The organism is Nitrogeniibacter aestuarii (assembly GCF_017309585.1).
In the GTDB taxonomy this organism is placed as follows: domain Bacteria; phylum Pseudomonadota; class Gammaproteobacteria; order Burkholderiales; family Rhodocyclaceae; genus Nitrogeniibacter; species Nitrogeniibacter aestuarii.
Genome location: NZ_CP071321.1, coordinates 3389893 through 3414643, shown reverse-complemented (window position 1 = coordinate 3414643; position 24751 = coordinate 3389893). Strand labels below are relative to the sequence as shown.

General features: G+C 62.4%; 22 protein-coding genes. 13 read left to right on the top strand and 9 right to left on the bottom strand.

Annotated elements, in window-relative coordinates:
* Window positions 1–56 precede the first annotated feature (56 nt).
* From J0W34_RS15945 to J0W34_RS15920, 6 genes are all read right to left on the bottom strand, one after another.
* Window positions 57–926 carry a class I SAM-dependent methyltransferase gene (locus tag J0W34_RS15945; protein WP_230969435.1) on the bottom strand — a complete coding sequence of 290 codons (870 nt, stop codon included), beginning with the start codon at window positions 924–926 and terminating at the stop codon, window positions 57–59.
* Window positions 927–1112: 186 nt separating this feature from the next.
* Entirely contained in the window at window positions 1113–2234 is a 1122-nt protein-coding gene (proB, locus tag J0W34_RS15940; RefSeq protein ID WP_230969434.1) for a glutamate 5-kinase, read from the bottom strand.
* On the bottom strand, window positions 2231–3310 hold the full coding sequence (gene cgtA / locus J0W34_RS15935; protein ID WP_230969433.1) for an Obg family GTPase CgtA: 1080 nt from the start codon (window positions 3308–3310) through the stop codon (window positions 2231–2233). Before cgtA ends, proB begins: the two co-directional genes overlap by 4 nt.
* Window positions 3311–3383: 73 nt before the next feature.
* Window positions 3384–3647: a 50S ribosomal protein L27 gene (rpmA, locus tag J0W34_RS15930; protein ID WP_227816464.1), complete on the bottom strand. Its 264-nt coding sequence runs from the start codon at window positions 3645–3647 to the stop codon at window positions 3384–3386.
* Between the two features lie 18 nt (window positions 3648–3665).
* A complete protein-coding gene (rplU, locus tag J0W34_RS15925; RefSeq protein ID WP_227816465.1) occupies window positions 3666–3977 on the bottom strand; it encodes a 50S ribosomal protein L21 in 312 nt (103 codons plus the stop codon).
* A gap of 42 nt (window positions 3978–4019) precedes the next feature.
* Complete coding sequence (locus J0W34_RS15920) at window positions 4020–5750, bottom strand: SulP family inorganic anion transporter (RefSeq protein ID WP_230969432.1); 1731 nt, start codon at window positions 5748–5750, stop codon at window positions 4020–4022.
* Between the two features lie 143 nt (window positions 5751–5893).
* Here J0W34_RS15920 and J0W34_RS15915 point away from each other — a divergent pair, with 143 nt between their 5' ends.
* The 10 genes from J0W34_RS15915 (at window position 5894) to J0W34_RS15875 (ending at window position 15572) form a co-directional block, all read left to right on the top strand.
* Complete coding sequence (locus J0W34_RS15915) at window positions 5894–6661, top strand: FadR/GntR family transcriptional regulator (RefSeq protein ID WP_230969431.1); 768 nt, start codon at window positions 5894–5896, stop codon at window positions 6659–6661.
* On the top strand, window positions 6658–8169 hold the full coding sequence (locus J0W34_RS15910) for an FAD-linked oxidase C-terminal domain-containing protein (RefSeq protein WP_230969430.1): 1512 nt from the start codon (window positions 6658–6660) through the stop codon (window positions 8167–8169). Before J0W34_RS15915 ends, J0W34_RS15910 begins: the two co-directional genes overlap by 4 nt.
* Before the next feature lie 11 nt (window positions 8170–8180).
* Window positions 8181–8306 (top strand): hypothetical protein, encoded by a 126-nt coding sequence (locus tag J0W34_RS22245; protein WP_265332732.1) that lies wholly within the window; start codon window positions 8181–8183, stop codon window positions 8304–8306.
* Complete coding sequence (gene glcE / locus J0W34_RS15905; protein WP_230969429.1) at window positions 8303–9367, top strand: glycolate oxidase subunit GlcE; 1065 nt, start codon at window positions 8303–8305, stop codon at window positions 9365–9367. Before J0W34_RS22245 ends, glcE begins: the two co-directional genes overlap by 4 nt.
* Before the next feature lie 3 nt (window positions 9368–9370).
* Window positions 9371–10603 carry a glycolate oxidase subunit GlcF gene (gene glcF, locus J0W34_RS15900; protein WP_230969428.1) on the top strand — a complete coding sequence of 411 codons (1233 nt, stop codon included), beginning with the start codon at window positions 9371–9373 and terminating at the stop codon, window positions 10601–10603.
* Window positions 10604–10704: 101 nt separating this feature from the next.
* Window positions 10705–11562: an HDOD domain-containing protein gene (locus tag J0W34_RS15895; RefSeq protein ID WP_230969427.1), complete on the top strand. Its 858-nt coding sequence runs from the start codon at window positions 10705–10707 to the stop codon at window positions 11560–11562.
* Between the two features lie 150 nt (window positions 11563–11712).
* A complete protein-coding gene (locus tag J0W34_RS15890) occupies window positions 11713–12519 on the top strand; it encodes a PP2C family protein-serine/threonine phosphatase (RefSeq protein ID WP_230969426.1) in 807 nt (268 codons plus the stop codon).
* A gap of 239 nt (window positions 12520–12758) precedes the next feature.
* On the top strand, window positions 12759–13883 hold the full coding sequence (locus tag J0W34_RS15885; RefSeq protein WP_230969425.1) for an NAD(P) transhydrogenase subunit alpha: 1125 nt from the start codon (window positions 12759–12761) through the stop codon (window positions 13881–13883).
* 15 nt (window positions 13884–13898) lie between these two features.
* Window positions 13899–14198 (top strand): NAD(P) transhydrogenase subunit alpha, encoded by a 300-nt coding sequence (locus J0W34_RS15880; RefSeq protein WP_230969424.1) that lies wholly within the window; start codon window positions 13899–13901, stop codon window positions 14196–14198.
* A complete protein-coding gene (locus tag J0W34_RS15875) occupies window positions 14199–15572 on the top strand; it encodes an NAD(P)(+) transhydrogenase (Re/Si-specific) subunit beta (protein WP_227816475.1) in 1374 nt (457 codons plus the stop codon). It begins immediately after the preceding gene.
* Window positions 15573–15648: 76 nt separating this feature from the next.
* Here the strand turns inward: J0W34_RS15875 and J0W34_RS15870 are convergent, their stop codons facing one another.
* The 3 genes from J0W34_RS15870 to rlmM form a co-directional block, all read right to left on the bottom strand.
* Complete coding sequence (locus J0W34_RS15870; protein ID WP_230969423.1) at window positions 15649–17313, bottom strand: EAL domain-containing protein; 1665 nt, start codon at window positions 17311–17313, stop codon at window positions 15649–15651.
* 200 nt (window positions 17314–17513) lie between these two features.
* Window positions 17514–18932: a DEAD/DEAH box helicase gene (locus J0W34_RS15865; RefSeq protein WP_227816477.1), complete on the bottom strand. Its 1419-nt coding sequence runs from the start codon at window positions 18930–18932 to the stop codon at window positions 17514–17516.
* Between the two features lie 198 nt (window positions 18933–19130).
* On the bottom strand, window positions 19131–20213 hold the full coding sequence (gene rlmM / locus J0W34_RS15860) for a 23S rRNA (cytidine(2498)-2'-O)-methyltransferase RlmM (protein WP_227816478.1): 1083 nt from the start codon (window positions 20211–20213) through the stop codon (window positions 19131–19133).
* Window positions 20214–20299: 86 nt separating this feature from the next.
* Here rlmM and J0W34_RS15855 point away from each other — a divergent pair, with 86 nt between their 5' ends.
* The 3 genes from J0W34_RS15855 to J0W34_RS15845 are packed head-to-tail and all read left to right on the top strand — an operon-like array spanning window position 20300 to window position 24739.
* Complete coding sequence (locus J0W34_RS15855; RefSeq protein ID WP_230969422.1) at window positions 20300–21337, top strand: NADP(H)-dependent aldo-keto reductase; 1038 nt, start codon at window positions 20300–20302, stop codon at window positions 21335–21337.
* 40 nt (window positions 21338–21377) lie between these two features.
* Entirely contained in the window at window positions 21378–22931 is a 1554-nt protein-coding gene (locus J0W34_RS15850) for an HD-GYP domain-containing protein (protein WP_230969421.1), read from the top strand.
* Window positions 22928–24739: a GGDEF domain-containing phosphodiesterase gene (locus tag J0W34_RS15845; RefSeq protein WP_230969420.1), complete on the top strand. Its 1812-nt coding sequence runs from the start codon at window positions 22928–22930 to the stop codon at window positions 24737–24739. Before J0W34_RS15850 ends, J0W34_RS15845 begins: the two co-directional genes overlap by 4 nt.
* Window positions 24740–24751 lie beyond the last annotated feature (12 nt).

Below are 24751 nucleotides of genomic sequence, written 5' to 3'. Positions count from 1 at the left end.
AGGCTGACCAAGAAAAAGGCGCCTTCGGGCGCCTTTTTTTCGTCTGTATGCCCGATTTAATGCAATGCTTTGAACAGCCAGTTGAGCCCTTCAAAGTCCTTTTTCAACGATTTCTCTTCAATAGACGGCAGGTTATTGATGTGACTGTCTGAGCCGATAATCTCGCTCGCAAAGACCTGATAAAAGGGAATGATGCGCGACACGACATGCTGCCCGGTGTCCGCAAAACCCGACGTCCTCATCGCTTCGAGGAATTCTGCCGGTGAAAAGGAGGCTCGAAGCGAGTTCTCGGAGTCGAGTTTGAATTCCTTGGCGGAATCGGGGGTGAAAACTTCGGGAAATATCTTTGGCGTACCTGATGCCCGCGGGCGGGCGTGGTCAAAGAAGAAGAATTGATTCTTGCCTGCCTGATCAAGGATGGCGCGCAAATCCGTGAGGCAGGTGACCATGGCGTCGAACGCTGGCAGGTGGTGCAAGGCAAAGACTGACGAGACCATGGAGAAGCGCGTCGTGCGAACCGATTCAATGTCTTGCAGTTTGCACATGTCGCCATGAAGCAATGCGACCCGATCTGAAACACCCTCGGCTTCGAGCGAGGCATTGCCCAGTTCAACCATCTCGGACGAGAGGTCGACGCCGTAAATCCGCATGTCGGGGCGTTGTCTGGCGAGATACTTCAGGAATTGCCCTGAGCCTGACCCGACGTCGAGCAGTGTTCCACCCTTCGGGCAACGCCGGGAGATATGTGTTGCGCAGAAATGGTATACCGGGATCAGGGGGCCGTGCTCACTGCCTTGTTCATGGAAGGCGCTCACCGACCCTTCCTCGGTCATTTCGAGGCACGGCTCGGGGATACGTGTGCTAATCCGCTTTCCGAATTGTTCGGAGAGAATCAGCCTGATTAATCCTGAAATCGACGCGCTCATGATGTCGTTGCCTCGTCTCGCATGTGTTGTCCAGGTTTGGTTGCCGATCAACGGGGCGGGACTGGCTGCGTGAGTTCGAAGCCGGAGTGATCGCGCCTGCCCTGGATCCAGTCTTGCTACTTTAACGGCACCGCGAATCAGAATGTTGAGTCTGGTCGGCGTTGCGCCAACCGAAGCTCAGGCAGATCAGGGTTGCAGCAGGGTGAGATTGTCCCGGTGTATTGCTTCGATTTCGGTCGTTTCGCCGAGAAGCGACTGAATCTCAAGACTCTTCTTGCGCTTGACGACGAGTGCTTCACTGGATGAGTAGCTGCTGAGGCCGCGGGCGACAAGGGTTCCATTCTCGCGGCGGCATTCGACAGCGGCTCCGCGCTCGAATTGGCCAATCACGTCGATGATCCCGACCGGAAGCAGGCTGCTCCCTGCCGTGAGTGCCTTGGCCGCTCCCTCGTCGATGATGAACGTGCCCATCGACTTGAGGTGATCGGCAAGCCACTGCTTGCGTGCCTGAAGTGGTGTCTGGGTGGCATAGAGCAGGGTGCCGAGGTCGACGCCATTGGCGGCGCGTAGCAAGGCGTCGGGCTGGCGCCCTCCTGCGATCAGGGTATGTGCTCCGCTGCGTGCTGCACGTTGCGCGGCCTTGATCTTGGTGATCATCCCGCCTTTGCTGATGCCGCTGCCCGCGCCACCTGCCATGGATTCGTATTGCGTATCGTCAGCGCGCCCTTCGTTGATCAGTGTCGCGGCGGGATCTCTTCGTGGATCGGCTGTATACAGGCCGTCCTGGTCGGTCAGGATGATCAATGCGTCGGCTTCAATCAGGTTGGCGACCAGAGCACCCAAGGTGTCGTTGTCACCGAATTTGATTTCATCCGTCACCACCGTGTCGTTCTCGTTGATGATGGGCACAATGCCGAACTTCAGCAGGGCAGTAATGGTGGAACGGGCGTTGAGGTAGCGTTTGCGGTCTGCCAGATCTTCATGCGTGAGCAGAATCTGTGCGGTGTGGATGCCGTGTGCGGAAAACGCTTCTTCGTAGGCTTCGACCAGATGGGCCTGACCCACGGCTGCCGCAGCCTGTAGCTTGTGCATCTCATGTGGGCGTTTGGTCCAGCCCAGTCGAACGATGCCAGCGGCAATGGCCCCCGAGGAGACCAGTGCAATTTCACGGCCCTGCAGGCGCAGGTTGGCGATCTGTCGTGCCCAGTCGGTGAGCGCGTTGTTATCTAGCCCTGCGCCGTTGTTGGTGACCAGGGCGCTGCCAACCTTCACGACCAGCCGTCGCGCGTTCTTGAGCTTGGTTCTCATGAGGCAAGGGGGTCGTATACGTCAGGGGTGTCGTCATCGCCGCCTTCATCCGGCACGCTCTTCGGGCGGTGGGCATCGATGTGATCCTGGATGGCCCGGACGAGTTCCTTGCAGCCATCGCCGCTCATGGCGCTGATGACGAAGTGGCGGTCGACCTTGTCGTATGCGGCGAGAAAACCGGCGATACGTTCTTCGCGTTCCTCTTCGGGAATCAGGTCGAGCTTGTTGAGTACGAGCCAGCGTGGTTTCTGGTGCAGGTCCTCGTCGTATCGGCGCAGTTCATCCACGATGGCCTGAGCTTCGCGAACCGGATCAACGCCTTCGTCGAAAGGGGCGATATCGACGAGGTGCAGTAGCAGATGGGTTCGTGCCAGATGTTTAAGGAAGCGGTGGCCGAGGCCTGCGCCTTCAGCGGCGCCTTCGATCAAGCCCGGGATGTCCGCCACGACAAAGCTACGGTTCTCGTCGCTGCGGACAACGCCCAGATTCGGTTGCAGCGTGGTGAAGGGGTAGTCGGCAACCTTGGGCTTCGCGGCAGAAATCGAGCGGATCAGCGTGGATTTGCCGGCGTTGGGCATGCCTAGCAGGCCGACATCGGCCAGCACCTTGAGTTCCAGCTGGAGATAGCGATGTTCACCCGGCTGACCGAGCGTGCGCTGGCGCGGGGTGCGGTTCACGGACGACTTGAAGTGCAGGTTGCCCCAGCCACCGTTGCCGCCCTTGGCGATGAGGACGCGTTTGTCGTGCACGTCGAGGTCGGCAAGGCGTTCGCCTGTTTCTGCGTCGGTGATGACGGTGCCGACCGGCATGCGCAGGGTGATATCTTCGCCGCCCTTGCCGTAGCAGTCGCGACCCATGCCGTTCTGGCCGCGCTGGGCGCGGAAGATGCGCTTGAAGCGGTAATCGACCAACGTATTGATGTTCTGGTCGGCGATGGCCCAGACGCTGCCGCCCTTACCGCCGTCGCCGCCATCGGGGCCGCCCTTTGGAATGAACTTCTCGCGGCGGAACGAGGCCGCGCCGTTGCCGCCGTCTCCGGCCACCGCTTCGATGCGTGCTTCGTCAAAGAATTTCATGGTGCTGCCCCAAAAATAAAAAAAGCCCTATCACCGGGATAGGGCTCTGTCGTGTCCTGCGAGCGACCGAGCGTTATTCGGTCACCGGCACGATGGACACGGTACGGCGCTTGTTCTTGCCGCGAACGGAGAACTGAACCGTGCCTTCCGTTTTGGCGAAAAGCGTGTGGTCCTTGCCGATACCCACGTTCTCACCCGGGTGGTACTCGGTACCACGCTGGCGGACCAGGATGTTGCCTGCCGGAACCAGCTGGCCACCGTAGCGCTTGACGCCCAGGCGTTTTGATTCTGATTCGCGACCGTTGCGGGAACTACCGCCGGCTTTTTTGTGTGCCATGACGTATCTCCTTGACGGTTAGGCCGAAATCGCCTCGATGCGAATTTCGGTGTAGTTCTGACGATGACCCTGACGCTTCATGTAGTGCTTGCGACGGCGCATCTTGAAAATCTTGACCTTGTCGTGACGACCTTGTGAAAGCACAGTCGCTTTCACCGTGGCACCTTCAACCACAGGCGTGCCGATCTTGACCGACTCGCCTTCGCCGACCATCAGAATCTGGTCGAGTGTGATTTCCGAGCCCACGTCTGCCGGCATCTGTTCTACTTTGATCTTTTGGCCGGCCGACACGCGATACTGCTTGCCACCGGTTTTTATGACCGCATACATGGTATGTACTCCGTTAATCGGAAAAACGCGAAACTCGGCATTCTAGAGTTGTGAGCGTACTCCGTCAACGCTTTTCTCTTTTTCGAGCAATGGCTTGAGGGCTTCCACAGCGGCGTGCTCGTGGCGATAGTGCGCATGTTCGGCCAGCGTGGCCCACACTGGGTCGCGCTCGATAACATCGATGACCTGTTTTTTCAGGCCGCACATGGCCAGCAGCTGACCATCTTCGCGCATCTGCTCGGCCAGTTGTGTCAGTGCATGCAGGCCGGTGGTGTCGATGGCGTTGATCCCGGCACCCGAAAGCAAGACACAGCGGATGCCCGGTTTGATGTGTCGCGCCCATTCCATGGCTTCACTGAAACGGGCGGCGTTCACGAACTGTAGTCGTCCGTCGAAACGCAGGATGACCAGAGCCGGGTGAGGGTGCTCGAGCCCGAAACGCTCGAGATCTCGATAGGTGTCGTCTTCATGCAGGCCCAGCAAGGCGACCCTCGGTTTCATGCTTTGCCAGATCACCAGTGCGAGCGAGAGCAGCAGACCGGTGAGAATGCCGTTCTGGATCTGCGGGGCGAACGCCAGCGTCGCGGCGAAGGTGGTCCAGCACGCCAGGGCATCGTCCCGGTCTATCCGCCATACCTGCACCATGCCGGGAAAGTCGATCAGGTTGGCGACGGCATGCAGGATGATCGCGGCGAGCACGGCTTTGGGCAGATCGTGGAGCCAGTGGGCGAGACTCAAGGTCGCCGCGATCACGACAATGGCGCTGATCACCTGGGTCAATCCGGTGTTCGCACCCACCCGATAACTGAGCGCCGAGCGCGAGAAAGAGGCGCTCGTCGGGAGCGTGCCGCTCAAAGCGGCGCCGAGTTTGGCCAACCCCTGCCCAATCAATTCCTGATTCTCGTTCCACGCATGCCGGGAGCGGTCCGACAGGCGCTTTGCACTTGAGGCGGCTTCCAGAAAGCTCACCAGGGCAATCACGAAGGCTGCAGGGAGGAGTCCGATCAGGGCATCCCAGCCGGGTATCTGTGGCAAGGAAAGCGTGGGGAGTGCCGAGGGAATGCTGCCCACGACCTCGCCGCTGGTGCCATAGCCGGTGGTGGATGAGATGCCGATGGAGAGGACGACAACAACGAGCACGCCGGGCCATTTGGGGGCGAAGCGTTGCAGGCCTCTCAATCCGGTCCAGGCGAGGAGCCCGAAGGCAAGCGTGGCCATGTCTGGCGAGCTCAGCGCATGGCCGATGCGGATGAGTTCGCCGCCCAGGTCGGGGGCACGGGGGCCCTGCGCGCCCAGTAACACCGGTAATTGCGAAAAGCAGATCAGCAGCGCGGCGGCATTGATGAAACCGGCGAAGACCGGGCGGGAGAGCAGATTGAGTGCCCAGCCCTGGCGCAGTATGCCGAGTGCGAGCTGAATCAGCCCGGCGAGCAAGGCAAGCGTGACCCCCAGCGCAATGTGATCGGCGGAGCCGCTCGTGGCAAGGGGCGCAATGCTGGCCGCGGTGAGCATGCCGGTCAGGGCCACCGCGCCAGTCGACAGATAGGGGCTGGAGCCGAAAAGCGCACCGAGCAAGGTGGGCAGCATGGCGGCGTAAAGGCCGTAGTGAGCCGGAAAGCCCGCGAGCTGCGCGTAGGCAAGCGATTGGGGAATCATCACCAGTGCCACACTCAGACCGGCGATGAGGTCGCCATGGATGCCTTTTTCAGAGAGCGTTGCCCGCCATTTGAGAAAGGGAAGAAACCGCGTGATCGGGGCGCTGTGGTGTGGCATGAGGTCTCTCGTGGTGACGGCTCATGTTAGCAAAGCGAGCTCGGTGGGCAGGCGATTGGGTGCGTTTCAGGGTTTCCGCGATTCACTTTTTGAATGGGGGCGGCTAAACTTCGAGAAATTTGTCAGACAACCTGATCAATCGCATGCAAAGCATCGAGCCTTTGGCGCGCCCTTCTCAACTCAGCGAAACCGTGTCGCAGACCATCGAGGCCTGGATCCGCGAGGGCCAAATGCCGGCCGGGGCCCGGTTGCCGACCGAGAAAATGCTCGCCAGCGATTTTGGCGTTTCGCGTGCTGTCGTTCGTGAAGCGATTTCTCGTTTGAAGGCCGATGGCCTGGTGACCACGCGACAAGGCGCGGGCGCCTTCGTGAGTGACCGTCCGTCCGGCAGCAGCTTCAGGCTCGACGCCCCTGAGGTGGACGCCGCCCAGGCGCTGGCCGACATTTTCGAGCTGCGCTACATCGTGGAGTGCGCGGCGGCGGCCATGGCAGCACGGCGTCGCTCAGATGTCGACCTTGCCGTCATGCGGGCCGCCCTGTCTCGCATGGACGAGGCGCTCGTGGACTGGGCCGACGCGACCGAGGCCGACGACGCCTTTCACACCGCAGTGGCTGCGGCGACCGGTAACCGTGCCGTGGGGCGTTTCATCCGCTTCATGGGCGGACAGTTTTTCGAGTCACGTGTGCCCACCTGGGCACGCACCGGCCATGCCAAGGGCTGGGCGCGCGACTCGCAGGAAGAGCATCACCGGCTGTTTGCCGCCATCGCCGCCAGGGACGCCCAGGAGGCGCGCGCGGCGGCGCGGGCGCATCTGGTCCGCGCGGCGAGTCGCCTGGGCGTGGATGCATCACATTGGGACGAAGTGCCTGTCGGTCTTGACACGCTCGTGCCCACAGGAGGAGACGAATGACCCTGTTACATGACCTGCCTGCCAACGCAGCCAAGGACACGGATTTTTCCGCCGTCGATCGCGCTTCGCTGGTCGCCGAACTGGCCGACGTGCTGCCCGGGCGCTGTCTGATGACCGAGCTTGAAGATCTCAGACCCTACGAATGCGATGGCTTGTCCATGTACCGCAAGGTGCCGCTCGCGGTCGCGCTGCCTGAGACCGAGGCTCAAGTGATCGAGGTGCTGCGCATCTGCCAGCGTCGGGGTGTGCCGGTGGTGGCGCGCGGCTCGGGCACCGGGCTCTCCGGCGGAGCGCTGCCACACGAACATGGCGTCTTGCTGTCGCTGGCCCGCTTCAATCGCATTCTGTCCGTCGATGCGCGTTCGCGAACGGCCATCGTCCAGCCCGGCGTGCGCAATCTGGCCATCTCGGAAGCGGCTGCGCTGCACGGCCTTTACTACGCACCGGATCCCTCGTCCCAGATCGCCTGTTCCATCGGTGGCAACGTGGCCGAAAACGCCGGGGGCGTGCACTGCCTGAAGTACGGCCTGACGGTGCACAACGTGTTGCGCGTGAGGGCGATCACCATTGAAGGCGAGGTGGTCGAGTTCGGCTCTCATGGCCTCGACATGCCCGGCTACGACATGCTGGCGCTGCTGCATGGTTCCGAGGGCATGCTCGCGGTGATCACCGAGATCACCGTCAAGCTCACGCCCAAGCCCTTGCTGGCCCAGTGCGTGATGGCCAGTTTCGACGACGTGGTGAAGGCGGGTGATGCGGTCGCTGCCATCATCGCGGCCGGCATCATTCCGGCGGGGCTGGAGATGATGGACCAGCCCGCCACCGCGGCGGTCGAGGAGTTCGTACGTGCCGGCTACCCCCTCGACGCCAAGGCGATTCTCCTGTGCGAGTCCGACGGTACGCCGGAAGAGGTGGCCGAAGAGGTGGCTCGAGTCTGCCAGGTACTCGAAGGACAGGGCGCGACGCAGATCCAGGTCTCCCGGGACGAGGTCGAACGCCTCAAGTTCTGGGCCGGTCGCAAGGCGGCCTTCCCGGCGGCCGGACGCATCTCGCCCGACTACTACTGCATGGACGGCACCATCCCCCGCAAGCGCCTGGGCGAAATGCTGCAGGCCATCGTCGAGATGGAAAAGAAATACGGCCTGCGTTGCATGAACGTGTTCCATGCTGGCGACGGCAACCTGCATCCGCTCATTCTCTTCGATGCGAACGTGCCGGGCGAACTCGAGCGCGCCGAGGATTTCGGCGGGGAGATTCTGGAATTGTCCGTGGCCCTGGGCGGCACGGTGACCGGCGAGCACGGTGTCGGTATCGAAAAGATCAACCAGATGTGTGTGCAGTTTGACGAAGCCGAGCGCCACACCTTTTTCCGGATCAAGGCGGCCTTCGACGAACAGGGACTGCTCAATCCGGGCAAGGCGATTCCGACGCTGCATCGCTGCGCGGAATTCGGGCGCATGCATGTGCATCACGGCGAAGTGCCGTTCCCGAACATCGAGCGGTTCTAGGGCTCACGCGGATGAACAAGGGCTGGACACAGTTTCTTCTGGTGGCGGTGCCGGTGTTGTCCCTGGTGGGCACCTGGCTGGCCCTGAAGGCGCTGCCCGGCAAGCGGCAGAACAAAGACGAGAAGGACGAGACATGAGCGATCAGTCGCAAGCCTGGATGGAACGCATCCAGGCGGCCGCGGCCCATGGTGAGGCGATCCGCATTCGCGGTGGCGCCACCAAGGATTTCTACGGGCAGCGCCTTGAGGGCGCAGAACTCGATACCCGGGGGCACACCGGCATCGTGAACTACGAACCCACCGAGCTGGTGGTCACCGCTCGCGCCGGCACGACGCTTGCCGAGCTCGAACAGGCGCTTGACGCGCAAGGGCAGATGCTCGGTTTCGAGCCGCCGCATTTCGGCGAAGGCGCCACGGTGGGTGGGTGTGTGGCGGCGGGCCTGTCTGGCCCGCGCCGTGCCACGGCCGGGGCGGTGCGTGATTTTGTGCTCGGTACCTGCATCATCGATGGGCGCGGTCAGCACCTGCACTTCGGCGGTGAAGTGATGAAGAACGTCGCGGGCTATGACGTCTCGCGCCTGATGACCGGTTCGCTCGGCACGCTTGCGCTCATCACCGAAGTGTCGTTCAAGGTGCTGCCCAAGCCGGCAGCCGAAGCGACGCTGGTGTTCGACATGGAAAGCGGCGTTGCCGTCGAAAACTTCAACGCGTGGGCCGGTCAACCCTTACCTATTTCCGCGACAGCCTGGGTGGAAGGCCGCGCGTGGGTCCGGCTCTCCGGCGCCGAAGCGGCGGTGGCCGCCGCCTGCAAGCGCTTGGGCGGAGAGCGTGTCGATGGCGAGGCCGCCGCCGCGTTCTGGCGCAGCGTGCGCGAGCAGACGCACGGCTTCTTCGAGGGCGACATGCCCGTGTGGCGTCTGTCGGTGCCTTCGGTGGCAGCACCGCTGGGGCTCATGGGGGAGCGCCTCATCGAATGGGGCGGCGCCCAGCGCTGGTTCCGCACCAACGAGCATGCAAACCACATTCGCGAACAGGTCACCGCTGTGGGCGGACATGCCACCCTGTTCCGCGGGGGAGACCGTCGTGCCGGGGTATTCCATCCGCTCGATCCGGTGATGGCGAAGCTTCAGACACGACTTCGCCAGAGCTTTGACCCCGCAGGGATCTTCAATCCCGGTCGCCTTTACGACGGAGCCTGATCCATGCAGACGCAACTGGCTGAATTCATCAAGGACACCGACATCGGTCGCGAGGCGGATGCCATCCTGCGCAAGTGCGTGCACTGTGGTTTCTGTACGGCAACCTGCCCGACCTACCAGCTGCTGGGCGATGAGCTCGATGGTCCACGCGGTCGTATCTACCTCATCAAGCAGATGCTGGAAGGTGCGCCGGTGACCGAAAAGACTCAGCTGCATCTGGATCGCTGTCTGACCTGTCGATCCTGCGAGTCCACCTGCCCGTCGGGTGTGGCCTACGGCCGCCTCGTGGATCTGGGGCGGGTGGTGGTCGATCAGAAGGTCAAGCGGCCGCTCGCGACACGCACGGTGCGTTGGGCGCTGCGCGAACTGGTGTCACGCCCGAAAGTGTTTGGCGCAGCCATGGCCATGGGGCGCATGGCCCGGCCTTTGTTGCCGGCGGCACTCAAGGAGAAGGTGCCGCCCCAGCGTGCGGCAGGCCTCTGGCCACAGGCGAAGCACTCGCGGCGCATGCTGGCGCTGGCCGGCTGTGCGCAGCCGGCCATGATGCCGTCGGTCAATGCGGCCACGGCCCGGGTGCTCGACACCATTGGCATCTCGCTGGTCGAGGCGTCGGGTGCCGGTTGCTGCGGCGCCGTGCGTCACCACCTCGACGACCACGCGGGGAGCCAGGCCGATGCCAAACGCAACATCGATGCCTGGTGGCCGCTCATCGAGCGGAGCGAGGTCGAGGCGCTGGTGATGACGGCGTCGGCCTGTGGCCTGCAGGTCAAGGACTATGCGCACTTGCTGCGCGACGACGTGGCGTATGCCGAGAAAGCGGCCGGGGTCTCTGCCATGACCAAGGATGTGGGCGAGGTGATTGCCGCAGAACTGCAGGCGATTCAGGCCCGTCTGCCCAAGGACGCGCCACCCCGTCAGATTGCTTTTCATGCACCGTGCACCTTGCAACACGGACAGAAGCTCAAGACTCAGGTGGAGGCGGTGCTGCTGGCCGCCGGTTTTGAGCTCACCACTGTGCCCGATGCGCATCTGTGCTGTGGCTCGGCCGGCACCTACTCGATTCTGCAGCCGGAACTGAGCATGCAGCTGCGTGAGCGCAAGCTCGCCGCGCTTTCGGCGGGCGGGGCGAAGGCAATCGCCTCGGCCAACGTGGGCTGTATTTCGCATCTGGCGGGTGGTACAGACACGCCGGTCAGGCACTGGATCGAGTGGCTCGATGAACGCCTCAATGGCTGAAGATGGCGGTCCGGCGTAACGAGCGGAGCGCACCTCGGCGCAGCCCATCAGATCGTTAATTTGCGTCTCAAGTCAGGCGGTTTATGGTCGATAAACCGCTTATGGAAATGCCTCAAACCGCAACACGACCGGACGGCAATGGCCTGGAGACAGCGCTACCGTCCGGTCTTTCCCTTCCGCCCCGCCCCGATCTGTTGATGCGTCTGGAAGATCTCGTGCTGACCGGTGAGGTCGACACGCGAGCGCTCACGCGAGAGATGGGCGACGATCCGGGCCTTACCGCCATGCTGTTCAAGGTGGCAAAGAGCTCCAGATATGGCCGCAGCGCACCGCCCCAGAGTCTTGAGCAGGTCATTCAGTTGCTCGGGACCAAGCAGTCGCTCAATGTGGCGCGCTGCTTTGCGCTCATGTCGGCGATCGAGGGCGACCCGAAGACCATGCAGCGCTTCTGGAGCCGTGCCAGCAATGTGGCCAGCTTCGCGGCGGTCGTGGCAGCGGATCGGGTGGCTGTCTGCAACATCTTCCCTGACCAGGCTTTTCTCGCCGGTATCTTCCACGACTGTGGCATTCCGCTGCTGATGCAGCGTTACCCCGATTATTGTGAGCTGGTCGAGGGCTGTGCCGAAAAGGCTCAGTGGGTCTGCGTGCGGGAGGAAGATCGCCGCCTCAAGCTTGACCACAGCGTGGTCGGGGCACTCGTGGCCCGTCACTGGGGTTTGCCCGATTTCGTCGTTCAGGCGATCAGGCATCACCATGAACTCGATGAACTGGATGACCATCCCTCACGCAGCATGGTGGCCATCCTGCAGCTCGCGACCTATTTGAGCGCGCTCGAAAACCGGCTCGATTGGCCCGACTGGCTGGTCATTCGTGACCAGGTGCTCGACGAGTTGGGCATCTACGCTGAAGGCTTTGCCGAGTATTGCGAGGACCTGTGCGAACAGGTGGCGGCACATTGATCACGAGCATTGCCGGGGCATCGTCGAAAAGTGTGTCCGGGGCTGATAGGCTTGCATGCACCGAGGCTGATCTGCGCGAACGAGACTGAGCACGATGGGCGAGCCGCGTTCGGCGGCCCGGCCTGAGCAACATACGGACAACACGAAAACATGGCGATCAAAGTCGAGACGTGCGCAGCAAAACACCAGGGCGATCGGGTCGAGCAGCAGGACAGGGTGGCGATTTTCGGCCATCCCGCCCAGCCCGGCGCGCTCATGGCGGTACTGGCCGATGGCATGGGTGGGCATACCGGTGGCGCCATGGCGGCCGAGCAGGTGCTGTTCAAGGCAAAGCAGAATTTCGAACATTTTTCGCACGGCTCTGAGACCCCCGAGCATCTGATCACCAGCATCATCCAGGACTCCCATACGGTCATCAAACTGTCGCGATTCACCTCCGAGCAGGACCCCCACAGCACGGCCGTGGTATTCATGCTGCAGAAGCAGCGTGCCGACTGGGGGCATTGCGGTGACTCGCGCTTCTACCACTTTCGGGGCGATCAGCTCGTGTACCGGAGTCCGGATCACTCCCTGGTGGCCGAACTCGAGCGCAAGGGACGTTTGACCAAGGCGGAGGCCGAGGTGCACCCGCACCGGAACGTTCTGCTCTCCTGTCTGGGCGATGAACGCGAGCCCAGGGTCTCGCTCGGTGGCGTATCGCCCCTGGTCGGTGGCGACAGTTTTCTCATGTGCTCCGACGGGGTATGGGCGTACTTCGACGATGATGAGCTGGGGTCCGTTCTTGCGACCCAGAATGCCCGTGCAGCCTGCCAGACGCTGATTTCGCGTGCGCGCGAACGGGCGCGCGGACAGGGCGACAATCTCTCGATCGCGGTGATACGTCTGGTGGACGAAAACACCGATGCGCCGCGAACCGAGCCTCCGCCGGATGCCGGATTTCCTTCGCTCAATGAGTGAAACGGCATAGCCGAATCGGGTGGCTGTGCCTGCCGTCTCGAGCGGCGGTGTTACGACGGGTGTTACGTCCGGCGCACGCCTAGGGAAAACCCGGGGGGTTGCGCACCCGCCGCGATTCGTTATGATTCGGCGAGTTGGGTTTCATGCAGTCGCTCGCATCGCCGGCACGGATCGGGAAGTTCGCCGCAGCAGAAGATGACGCATCCCCTCACGGTTTCACATCATCATTGGAGGTGACTATGCCACTGGTTCTTGGAGTGCCAGCGGAGACCGTGTCCGGAGAACGTCGAGTTTCGGTAGTACCGGACGTGGTCAAGAAATATATCGGCCTTGGAGCTGAAGTCGTCATGCAGAAGGGCGCAGGTGCCCGGGCGCATTTCCCGGACGACGCATTCGAAGGGGTCAAGTGGGTTGACGATGCCGACGCGGTGTTTGCCTCGGCCGACATCGTTTTCGGTGTCAATCCGCCCAGTCAGGCCCATATCGGCAAAATGAAGGAAGGTGCTGTCTGGTTGGGCATGGCGCAGCCGTGGTCCGACAAGGCACGCGTGGAAAAGCTGAACAAGAAGAAGGTCACATCCTTCGCGCTTGAACTGCTGCCGCGTATCACCCGTTCGCAAAGCATGGATGTGCTCTCTTCGCAGGCGGCAGTTGCCGGTTACGAGTGCGCACTCATCGCCGCTGATCATTCGCCCAAATTCTTCCCCATGCTCACCTACGCGGCCGGCACCATTCGTCCGGCCAAGGTGCTGGTCATCGGTGCTGGCGTTGCCGGCCTGCAGGCCATAGCGACCTCACGCCGTATCGGTGCCATGGTGGAAGCCTACGATGTTCGCCCGGAGACGCGCGAACAGATCGAATCCCTGGGGGCAAAATTCGTCGACACGGGCGTGTCCGCTGCCGGTACCGGTGGTTACGCACGCGAACTGACCGACGAGGAAAAAGCCCAGCAGGCCGAAAAGCTTGCCAAGGCCGTGGCCGGTTGTGATGCCCTCATCACCACCGCCGCCATCCCGGGCAAGAAGGCGCCGGTCATCGTCACCGCCGACATGGTCGCGCGCATGAAGCCCGGTTCCGTCGTTGTCGATATGGCCGCCGAGTCCGGTGGCAACGTGGAAGGTACCGTCGCCGGGGAGAAAACCTGGGTCGGTGACGTCCTGGTCGTGGGTCCGACGCACATCACCAGTCGAATGCCGATTCATTCGTCCGAGATGTTTGCGAAGAACCTGTTCAATTTCATCAGTCCGTTCATCAAGGAAGGCGAGCTTGCGCTCGACTGGGAAGATGAAGTGGTAAAGGGCAGCTGCCTGACGCACGACGGGGAAATCCGTCATGAAGGCGTCAAGCAGGTTCTCGGACTGTAAGAAAGGAGAAAGACCATGGAAGGTATCGTCTACCTGTATGTCTTCGTGCTGGCGGCTTTCACCGGCTACGAAGTGATTTCACGTGTGCCGGTCATCCTGCACACCCCCCTGATGTCCGGTTCCAACTTCATTCACGGTGTCGTCCTGGTGGGCGCCATGGTGGTGATGGGGCATGCTGATCCGGATAGCCCGATTCAGCTGGCCATCGGCTTCTTTGCCGTGTTCCTCGGCGCCGCCAACGCGGCCGGCGGTTACGTGGTGACCGAACGCATGCTCGCCATGTTCAAGTCGGACAAGAAGAAGGGGGGCGAGTAAATGGCTAGCAATCCCATTATCGATCTGGCGTACGTCATTGTCGCCGTCGTCTTCATTCTTGGCCTGAAGGCCATGAGCTCGCCGGTCACGGCGCGCAAGGGTATCGTCTGGGCCGGTTGGGCCATGGTGGCCGCCACGGTGGTCACCCTGTTCTATCCGGGCATGCAGAACTTCGCCCTGATGATTGTGGCCATGATGGCGGGCGCTTCCGTCGCGTGGTGGTCGGGCAAGAAAGTGGCCATGACCGACATGCCGCAGATGGTCGCCATCTACAACGGCATGGGTGGTGGCGCTGCAGCAGCCATTGCACTGCTCGAGTTCACCAAGGGCGAGGTCCACGGCATGGTCGCCACGGCACTGGCCGTGCTCGGTGCGCTCATCGGGGCGGTGGCTTTCTCCGGTTCCTGCATTGCCTACGCCAAGCTCCAAGGCATCATGAAGAAGGCCTACCGGCTGCCCAAGCAGGATGCGGTCAACATGATCGTTGCAGCCATTACGGTCATTCTCGGTCTGGCCATCGTGGCCGCGGATCACCCGGGCATGGGCTGGATCATCACCTTCTTCATCTTGGCGCTGATCCTTGGCCTGATCATCACCACCCCGATTGGTGGTGCCGACATGCCGGTGGTGATCTCGTTGCTGAACGCCTTCACGGGTCTGGCTGTGGGTTTCGAGGGCTACGTGCTCCACAATCCGGCACTGATCGTGGCCGGCATCGTGGTCGGTGCCTCGGGCACGCTGCTCACGCAGTTGATGGCCAAGGCGATGAACCGTCCGATCAGGAACATCATCTTCAGCCCGATCACGGGTGAGGCATCCGAAGGTGAAGCGATTGAGGGCACGATGCGCGAGCTCGGTCCCATGGACGCGGCTGCCACCATGCGCTACGGCTCCAAGGTCATCATCGTGCCGGGTTACGGCATGGCGGTGGCGGGTGCCCAGCACAAGGTGTGGGAGATGTCCGAACTGCTCGAGGAGGCCGGCGTGGAAGTGTCTTTCGCCATCCACCCCGTGGCGGGCCGGATGCCGGGTCACATGAACGTGCTGCTGGCCGAGGCTGGCGTGCCGTACGACAAGATCTTCGACCTGGAAGAGATCAACGAAGACTTCCCGCAAGCCGACGTGGCCTTGGTCATTGGCGCAAACGACGTGGTGAACCCCACTGCGCGGACCGACAAGTCCAGCCCGATCTACGGGATGCCCATCCTCAATGCCGACATGGCGCAAAACGTCATCGTCATCAAGCGAGGCAAGGGCACGGGTTACTCCGGTGTCGAGAACGCGCTGTTCTACAAGGAAAACTGCGGTCTGGTCTATGGCTCGGCGCAGAACGTGGTCGGTGAGATCATTTCCCATATCAAGACCATGGGTTGATCAGAGTCGTCGCAGAATGAAAAAACCGCCCTCCGGGGCGGTTTTTTCTTGGGTATGCCGTGCGGGCGGGGAGGGATCAGATCCGCTGGGTCAGGGCCTCTGCGGTCATGGTGGGGCCGACATGCTCGCCCTGGATCAGGTGGCAACCCATCTTCACCAGGGCCTCTGCCTGGGCGTGATTGGCGACGCCGGCGGCGTGAATCACCAGCCCCAGCGGACCTGCAATCGCAAGGGTCGCGCACGCGAGATTGGCCTTGGGGCCGGAGACACAATCGTGCACGAGCGCAGGGGCCAGCGTGAGGATGCGTACCGAAAACTCCATGAGCTGGGCCATGGGCAAGGGCTGAAGGCCAACCTCTCTGACGCCGAGCGTGACTCCGGCCGCCTGCAAGGCGCTGATTTGCGTTCGTTGGCCGTCAGTCAGGCGAGTGATGTCCGCTTCGGGCAGGCTGATCGACAGCTGGGCGCCGATTTGTGTCGCCGACTCGGCTGCACTTGTCAGGGCGGCAGCGAAAGAAGGGGCTGAGAGCTGCTCAAGCGATGTCGGAATGTTCAATGAAATACCGTGCTGAGCCCATTTTTGCGCTTGTTCGCCAGCGGTGGTGAGATGCGCGATGAGCTCATCCGGATTCTCGTGATCGGGAAAGACCACATCGGCAGAGATGACCTTGCCCGAGCGTGCATCGACGATCGGGTTGTATCGCAAGCCGTCGGCAGCGCCGACGCCCTCCACAGGCATGGGCGCGTAGAGGGTCAGCAGCCATTCGAAGCGATTGCCGTCGAGCGGCTGAGCGTGCGTTTCCATGTCGAAGGAGCCGGTTTTACCTTGCCAACGCCACGCGCCCGAGCTTAGCTCCCGGTCATCCGATACCGGGGCGCCGAGCGTGCCGAGCTTGTGTTGGAGCAGATTCGGACGCGGGTGGCCCAGCATGTTCGCTGCGGCGTCGTTGGCGGCCAGAATCTGCCTGTCCGAGGCGCGTACTACCAGCATCGGCACAGGGGCGTGCTTGAAGATGCGCCCGCTACGGGCGTCGACCGGTGCCAATGGCGTGGCGCCCGAGAGCAGCAGGATTCGCCATCCCGCTTCCGGGCCCGGGAGCAGTCGGCCGTGCAGGTCTGGCGAACCATCGCTGGGCATGACCGTAATCGGTCCGCTCTCCCGCGTGGGCTCCGAGAGTTGGCAGAAGAGCTTGAGGGATTTGCCGGTCAGCGTGTCGTCAATGTGTGCGAAGCGTCGGCGTGCCGGTGCGTTTGCCGCCATGATGCGGTCCTTGGCATCGATCACCATGGCCGGCTGGTCCAGTGCAGCGGCCAGCCGTGGCCAGACAGCGTCGGCCGGTGGCGGCGGCGTCTCTCCAAGGCCGGTGACCGGGTCCGGACTGAGAATGATTGCATGCACCCCGGGGCGAATGCGCGCTGCGGCCACATAGGCCAGATCGCGCTCGCGCCCTCTTGGCAGGCGCACGCGCAGGCTACCGCGCATCTCGCCCTGGATGAACAGGGAGGCGCGTGCCTGTAGGAATGCACGTTCCGAGGGGAACAGGGTCGAGAGTGGTTGTCCCGCCAGATCGCGGTAGCTTCGCTCCATCAGTCGACAGACGGCGCTGTTCACTTCCAGGATGGTTTCATCACTGGTGATGATCAGGCCCTCGTTCATGAGTTCGAACAGGGAGAGGTAGAGGCCGGCTTCAGCGCCCTCGGACAGGTCCGGGACGAACGGTTCGTCGGGTTCTCGGGGCACAGGAGCCAGTTCCATCGGCGGGCGCGCAGTATCTGATTGGATTGGTCTCAATCATATCGGCGTGCCGGACGGCTTCTTGACGGCGAAAGGGGGCGGTTTTGCCCCCTTATTACCTTTTGAAACGCGTTGCTGATACACCACCAAAACGCCATGGTGCCGGGGGTGTCGGCGTTTTTGACAGTGCAGCCCGGGCGGGCTGGTTAATCCTTGCGACCCAGGCCGCCGAGCAAGAAGGCAACCGGACGCTCGTTGCGCTTGCGCACGTCAGGCTTGCTCGCGGCTGTCGCGTCGGCGTCGCTGGCGGTGTAGGGTTTGGAATAATCGAAGCCATCGGGGGCAATCGTTGACGGTTTGCGACCCGTGCTGCGACCGCGCTTGCTCTCACGACTGTCGTCACGGGAACGCTCGCGACCGCGATCCCGGTCGCGCTCCCGGCCTCGGCCCCGACCGGCGTCTTCGCTGTGCTCGCTCGCCTCGCTGGTGCCAAAGCCCTCGATGGTCTGCTTCGGAATCTGCAGCTTGATGAGCTTTTCAATGTCCGCCAGACGCCCTTTTTCCGCCGGTGCGACCAGCGAGATGGCCTTGCCTTGTTTGCCCGCGCGGCCCGTGCGGCCAATGCGGTGCACGTAGTCCTCGGCCGTGTTCGGCAGCACGTAATTGATCACGTAGGGCAGGTCGTCGATGTCGATGCCCCGGGCCGCGACGTCGGTGGCCACCAGCACGCGGGTGGTGCCGTTCTTGAAGCTTTCGAGCGCTTCGGTGCGCTGCTGCTGATTCTTGTCGCCATGAATGGCGTCGGCAGGGATGTCGCTGCGGTTCAGGTAGTGCGTCAGACGGCTGCAACCGAACTTGGTGTCGGTGAAGACCAGGACCTGGTTGGTCACCTCGTGCTTGAGCAAATGCACCAGCAGGTCACGTTTGCGTGCCTCGCTGACCGGGTAGACCTGATGTGCGATCGTTTCGCTGACCGTGTTGCGGCGGGCCACCTCGATCAGTTGCGGATCGTTGAGCATCTGGTCGGCCAGCTTCTTGATTTCGTTCGAGAAGGTGGCGGAAAAGAGCAGGCTCTGGCGCTGTGCCGGCAAGAGCGCAAGGATGCGGCGAATGTCGGGGATGAAGCCCATGTCGAGCATGCGATCAGCCTCGTCGAGGACGAGCATCTGGACTTCACGCAGCTGGATGGTTTTTTGCTGCACATGGTCGAGCAGGCGGCCTGGGGTCGCGACCACGATCTCGACGCCACCGCGCAGGATCTGCATCTGGGCATTCATGTCGACGCCGCCATAGATGCAGGTGGCGCGCAGGGGCAGATGTTTGGCGTAGGTGAGCACTGATTCGTGCACCTGCATGGCCAGTTCGCGCGTGGGGGCCAGTACAAGGGCGCGCACCGGATGACGGGCGGGCGAGGTGCTGGTGTTCGCATGCGGCGCCAGGCGCTGCAGCAGGGGCAGCGTGAAACTGGCAGTCTTGCCGGTGCCGGTTTGGGCACCGCCCATGACATCACGGCCTGACAGCACCACCGGAATTGACTGGGCCTGAATTGGCGTCGGCTGGGTGTAGCCGGCATCTTCAACGGCGCGCAGCAGTTCGGGCATCAGGCCGAGATCGGCAAAACTCATGGAATTGTGGTCCTCATCAAGGCGAACTAGCGCCTCATTTGTCGAAAAAACAAATGATTATAACGTGGGACTCGCCCTTTTCGGGGTTTGGGCCGCCTCGTCAACGGAATTTGTCGCATCCGGATGTGCGGATGCAACACCCACGGGCGCTTCCCGTGGAGTGGCCGTCGCTGCTACAGCGCGATACCCGGTCTGAATTCAGCGGGTATCGAGGCGCGTGAGATAGGCGGTGACTTCTTCGCGGTCGTGATAGAGGTGCTTGAACCGAAGGTTGATCGGGATGTCCTTGAGGCGGCTGCGAATGATGTCCTTGCACTGATCGAGCGCGGCCAGGCGCTTCTTCATCGGCAGCTTCAGATTGAACATCGCGTGGCGGCACTTCTTCTGGAGGAACCAGTCAGCCATCAAGGTGGCGATGCGGCTGGGCTGCTCCACCATGTCGCACACCAGCCAGTCCACAGCGCCCTTGGGGCGCCACACGAAACCGTCTTCACGCAGGTGTGTGACCAGGCCCTCGTCGAGCAGTTTCTTGTCCATGGGGCCATTGTCCACGGCAATGACGCGCAGGCCGTGGTGCGACAGCTGCCAGCTCCACCCGCCCGGGGCGGCGCCCAGATCGACGGCCTTGCCGCCGGCACGTAGCCAGCGGTCGCGTTCTTCGGCACTGAGCAGCACCTGAAAAGCCTCCGCCAGTTTGAGCGTCGATCGGCTCGGGGCTTCTCGGGGCATGCGCAGCCGGGCGATTCCCATGGGCCAAGGGCTGGCCTGGCGCGGGTCGCCCAGACCGATGAGCACCGCATTGGCGTCGGGAAAGAAAAGAAACAGCGTCGGCGTCTTGCGCACGCCCGGCTTGTAAAGACCTGCGGCTTCAAGGCCATTGATGAGCGGTTCGGCAAAGCGCTTGCAAAAGCCCGAGCGCTTCTTGCCTTCGTTGGTGTCCGGGTATTCGAGCACGACATCACCGACGGCAGTGCGCAGTGCCTTCAAGGCGTCGACGATGGGCGTGACCCGGTCGCGGTCGGGGAGCGCGTCGATCCGGGCCATGACCGGCCAGCTCTGTCGGCCAAAGCACAGGCTTGCACTGGCGTACGCTTTCTGGGCATCCTGCCAGCTGATGCCATCGTCAAATTCAAAGATGGCGAACGCATCTCCTGCCTTGGCGTGTGCGCGGCCATCCAGGTCGTTGCGGGCTGCTCGCCTCTCCAGCTCTTCGGCTGCTTCGCGTTCGAAGCCTGCACGGCATTGGACAAGGATGGCTTGAGAACTTGCAAAGCGTGACATCTGGTGGGGGCGCCGTGGTGGAGTCCGTTGGATAATACTGGTTCGGTCGATGGGCGTCACCGCCCGCGTGGAAACGGAGAGAAGCTGTGCAATACCGTCGTCTGGGAAGTAGTGACCTGGAGGTCTCGAGCCTGTGTCTCGGCACGATGACGTTCGGGCAGCAAAATACCGAAGCCGAAGGGCACGCCCAGCTCGATGCAGCCATGGCGGCCGGTATCAATTTCATTGATGTGGCAGAAATGTATCCGGTGCCCACTCGCGCGGAGACGACGGGCGACTCCGAGCGCATCGTGGGCACCTGGCTCAGGCATCAGGCGCGCGACAAGGTGATCGTTGCCACCAAGGTCGCCGGGCCTGCCCGGCGCATGGGCTGGATCCGGGGCGGACCCAAGGCGCTCGACGAGCGCAACATCAGCAAGGCGATCGACGGTTCGCTCAAGCGCTTGCAGACCGATTACGTGGATCTGTACCAGTTGCACTGGCCAGGACGCAATCAACCGATGTTTGGCCAGACCTTCTTCGACCCGACGGAAGAGCGCGAATGCACCCCGATCAGGGCGCAGCTCGAGGCCTTGGCCAAGCTCGTCAAGGCGGGCAAGGTGCGCTACGTTGGCCTGTCGAACGAGCACCCCTGGGGCGTGATGCAGTTCCTGCAACTGGCGCGAGAGCACGACCTGCCCGTGGTGGCCTCGATACAGAATGCATACAGCCTGCTCAATCGGGTATTCGAGTATGGCTTGGCGGAGGTGTGCTATCGCGAGAACGTGGCCTTGCTGCCGTATTCGATCCTGGGCTTTGGCCATCTGACCGGCAAGTATCTCGACGACCCGGCGGCGGAGGGGCGGATTACGCTGTTTTCGAACTTTGGTCAACGCTACAACAAGCCCAACGTCCTCGCCGCGGTGACCGAGTATGCAGCCCTCGCGCGGGCGCACGGGATGACGCCGACAGCGATGGCCGTGGCCTTCGTCAAGAGTCGCTGGTTCGTCGGTAGCACCATCGTGGGGGCCACCTCGATCGAGCAACTTCAGGAAAACATCGGCGCAGCCGATATCACAGTGACGGATGAACTTTTAGGCGCTATCGACACCGTGCACGCGCGATACACCAACCCTGCACCCTGAAGTCAGACCCACAGAGATCAACCTCAATTAGGCTTTCCCGGTGAAAGAAATCGTCGCAACCGCAGACCTGCATGTCGGTATGTTCGTGGTCGAGCTTGACCGTCCCTGGCTCGAAACCCCGTTTTTGATGCAGGGTTTCCTGATTGAAGATTCACAGACGCTCCAGCAGGTGAAGGATCTGTGCCGCTTTGTCTATGTCGACTGGCAGCGCAGCGTGGGGATGCACCACAAAGCAGCAAAAAAACAGTCGGTGGCCATTGAGCGGAAACACAGCGAAGTGTCGACCATCCGGGTGCGTCGTGACGAACTGCCGCCGGCCGCGACACGCGATTTCGTCGATGTGCTGCGCTGGCTTCGTTCGGGCGGAACACCGCCCGAGTCAAGCGAGGAGCGCCGTCCGGGCAGTTACTTCCGTTCGGAAGTCGTACCCGACAGGCAGCGCGGCAAGCCGGGCGCTCAATCACCCGGAGACGAGTCGCAAGCGTCCGAGGGCGTCATCAAGAACATGCTCTCGCGCTGGTTCGGGCCCGGGGGGCAGCCGGCGTGGCGGTCGAAGTCGGCCGCTGGTAAGGCACGGCGGGGCGAAGCTGGCGAAGAGGAACTCGAATTCGACGATGGCACGGCGTGGGAGGCGAGCGAGTATGTGGCCGTCGAGGATGAACTCGTCGACGCCGAGCCCGCCTATGCCGAGGCACAGGCCTCGGTCAAACAGCTGGTGACCGACGTCCACGAGAATCTGCAGCCGGACATGGAGCGCGTGCGCAACAGTGTCGAAGACATGATGCACAGCGTGGTGCGCAATCCGGATGCGCTGCTCTGGCTGACGCGTCTGAAGCGAACCGATCAGTACGCGTATGACCATGCGCTCGATTCCAGTGTGTTTCTCATGATCTTTGCTCGCGCCATGGGGCTTGAGGCCGAAGAGATGACCATGCTCGGTGTTGCCGGGCTGATGCAGGATATCGGCAAGGTGCGGCTGCCACCCCGCCTGCTGCGCAAGGCGGGGACCATCACCAAGCTCGAACGCGACATCTTCCGCACACATGTGGATTACTCACTCGCGATCATGCGCGAGTCCGAAGAGAATGACCCGACACTGTTGAGCGTGATCGCTCGACATCACGAGCGTTACGACGGTACGGGGTATCCGGAAGGCATGAAAGGCGACGCGATTGGTTTATACGGGCAGATGGCAGGCATCGTCGACTGCTATAGCGCGATGACGCGCGATCGGCCGTGGGGTGATGCGCTCAGTCCGCAAGAGGCGCTCGAAGAGATCAATCGCATGCGCGCGACCTGGTTCTCCGAGTCTGTCGTGGACGCCTTCATCCAGTGTGTCGGCCTCTATCCCGTGGGCACGCTTGTGGAATTGAACACCGATGAGGTGGCCGTGGTCATCGGCCAGAACCGGGTACGTCGACTCAAGCCGCGCCTGCTCATGTTGCTGGCGCCGGACAAGACACCCAATCAGCATCCCGGCACGATCGACATGCTTTACGATCCGCTAACACCCAGCGGTGAGTTGTACGTGATTCGTCGGGCGCTGCCGCCGGGTGCTTACGGCATTGATCCGCAGGAGTTCTACCTGCAATGAATCTGCCCGCGGTCACCACTGGATTTCAAGCGCCTCCGCTCGATACGGAGGGGCTTGAACACGTGCTGGCCATGCATGGATTCATGTCCGAAGACCGTGCGGCGGTCCGGGCCTTTGGCCGCGTTATTCAGCGTGCCGAACTCGAAGATGTCTTCCTGCGCGATTTTCTGATGCGCGATTCCGCGCCATCGCTGCCAGCTGCGGCTGCCGCCGAGGCCGAGTTCTGCAACGAATTGCTCAATGTGTGCCTCTGGGATGGCGGCCCTGACTGGTTCAATCGCCTCGCCAACCTGTGGTGCGCGTGCCGCGACGTCGGCGTGGACGAGCGCTTCGCCTGGATCTGCACGGGTGCGATGCTCTCTGCCTGTCGGGAAAAGCTCGTGGGCGGGCGGGCCGAGATCTTCCAGCTGGAGCTCGACCTCCTGACCGGACTGGTCCGAATGGTGTGGGCACTGTCCGCGCATCTGACAGCGATCTCGCACCTGCGCGAGCGAACGCTCGCGATGATCGAAAGTGAAGGTTTGAACACCACCGGTGTAGGGGGGCGCGCGACCTTCAACCACACGCTGGGCAAGCTGTGCGAAATCGCCGACGAAGACTCACGCCTCGGCTTGATGATCATTCGACTGCATGCGGCACCGGCCCGTGAAGTGCTGATGCCGACCGAACGCGACCGTATTCACCGCGTGCTCCAGGAAGGCTGGCGGCACGTGCTGCGTTATGAAGACGTGTTGTGCTGTGTCGGTGAAAACGAGTGGGCGCTACTCCAGCCGGGCATGCGTACCAAAGCCCAGGTGTTGCTCGCCGCCAACAAGCTGCGCGAGGTGGCACAAGGTGCGCTTGCACGCATTGGCCTCGATGAGGGGATGGAGTTGCTGATCGGCGGCGCATGTGCCCCTGATCATGGTACCGATGCCGAGACGATCGAGCGGGCGGCCCGCGACGCCATGAGCGCGGGCACGCGGGCCCACCACGGCATCACCATGTACGGAGACTCGGTCAAGCAGGCGCTCGTGGCTGAAAACGAGGTGGAGCGCGAATTCCTGCGTGCCATTCACCTGCAGCGCTTCGAGCTTTATCTTCAGCCGCAGATTCGTTCATCTGACGGTCATTGCGACAGCGCAGAGGCCCTGTTGCGATGGCAGCGCGCGGATGGTCGCTGGGTGCCGCCACCGACCATTTTCGAGATTGCGGGCCGTCTGAACCAGCAAGGGCGCTTGACCCGCCTGCTCATCGCCCGTGCCGCGCGCATGGCCGACGAGCTCGCCCGTTCGGGCGTCCCGGTCAAGATTGCACTCAACCTGACCGCGGATGATGTTCACGATCCTGAACTGCCCGACCTGATCGAGCAATCGATGGCCAACTGGCGCGTGCCGATCGGGCGTCTGGGCGTCGAACTGACCGAAGGCGCGGTGCTGTCCGACAAGCCTGTGGTCGAAACCGTGTTGCAACGCATGCGGGATCTCGGCATGACCGTCGCACTCGACGACTTCGGAACCGGCTATTCCTCACTGGCTCACCTGCGCCGCTTGCCCGTGGATGAACTCAAGATCGACCGGCAGTTCGTTAACGGGATGCATTCGGATCGCCAGGATGCCGCCATCATCGACGCAGTGCTCGCGTTGGCAAAAGCGATGGATCTGGAAACCGTGGCCGAGGGCGTCGAAACCGAAGAGCAGGCCGAGGCCCTGTCGCGTCTCGGGGTCGACCGGCTTCAGGGCATGTGGTTTTCCTCGGCCATTCCGCTGTCCAGGTTTGTGACCTGGTGGCTTGCCCGCCAGCAGACCCTGGCGATTTCCAAGGCCTGATTTTCAGCAAAC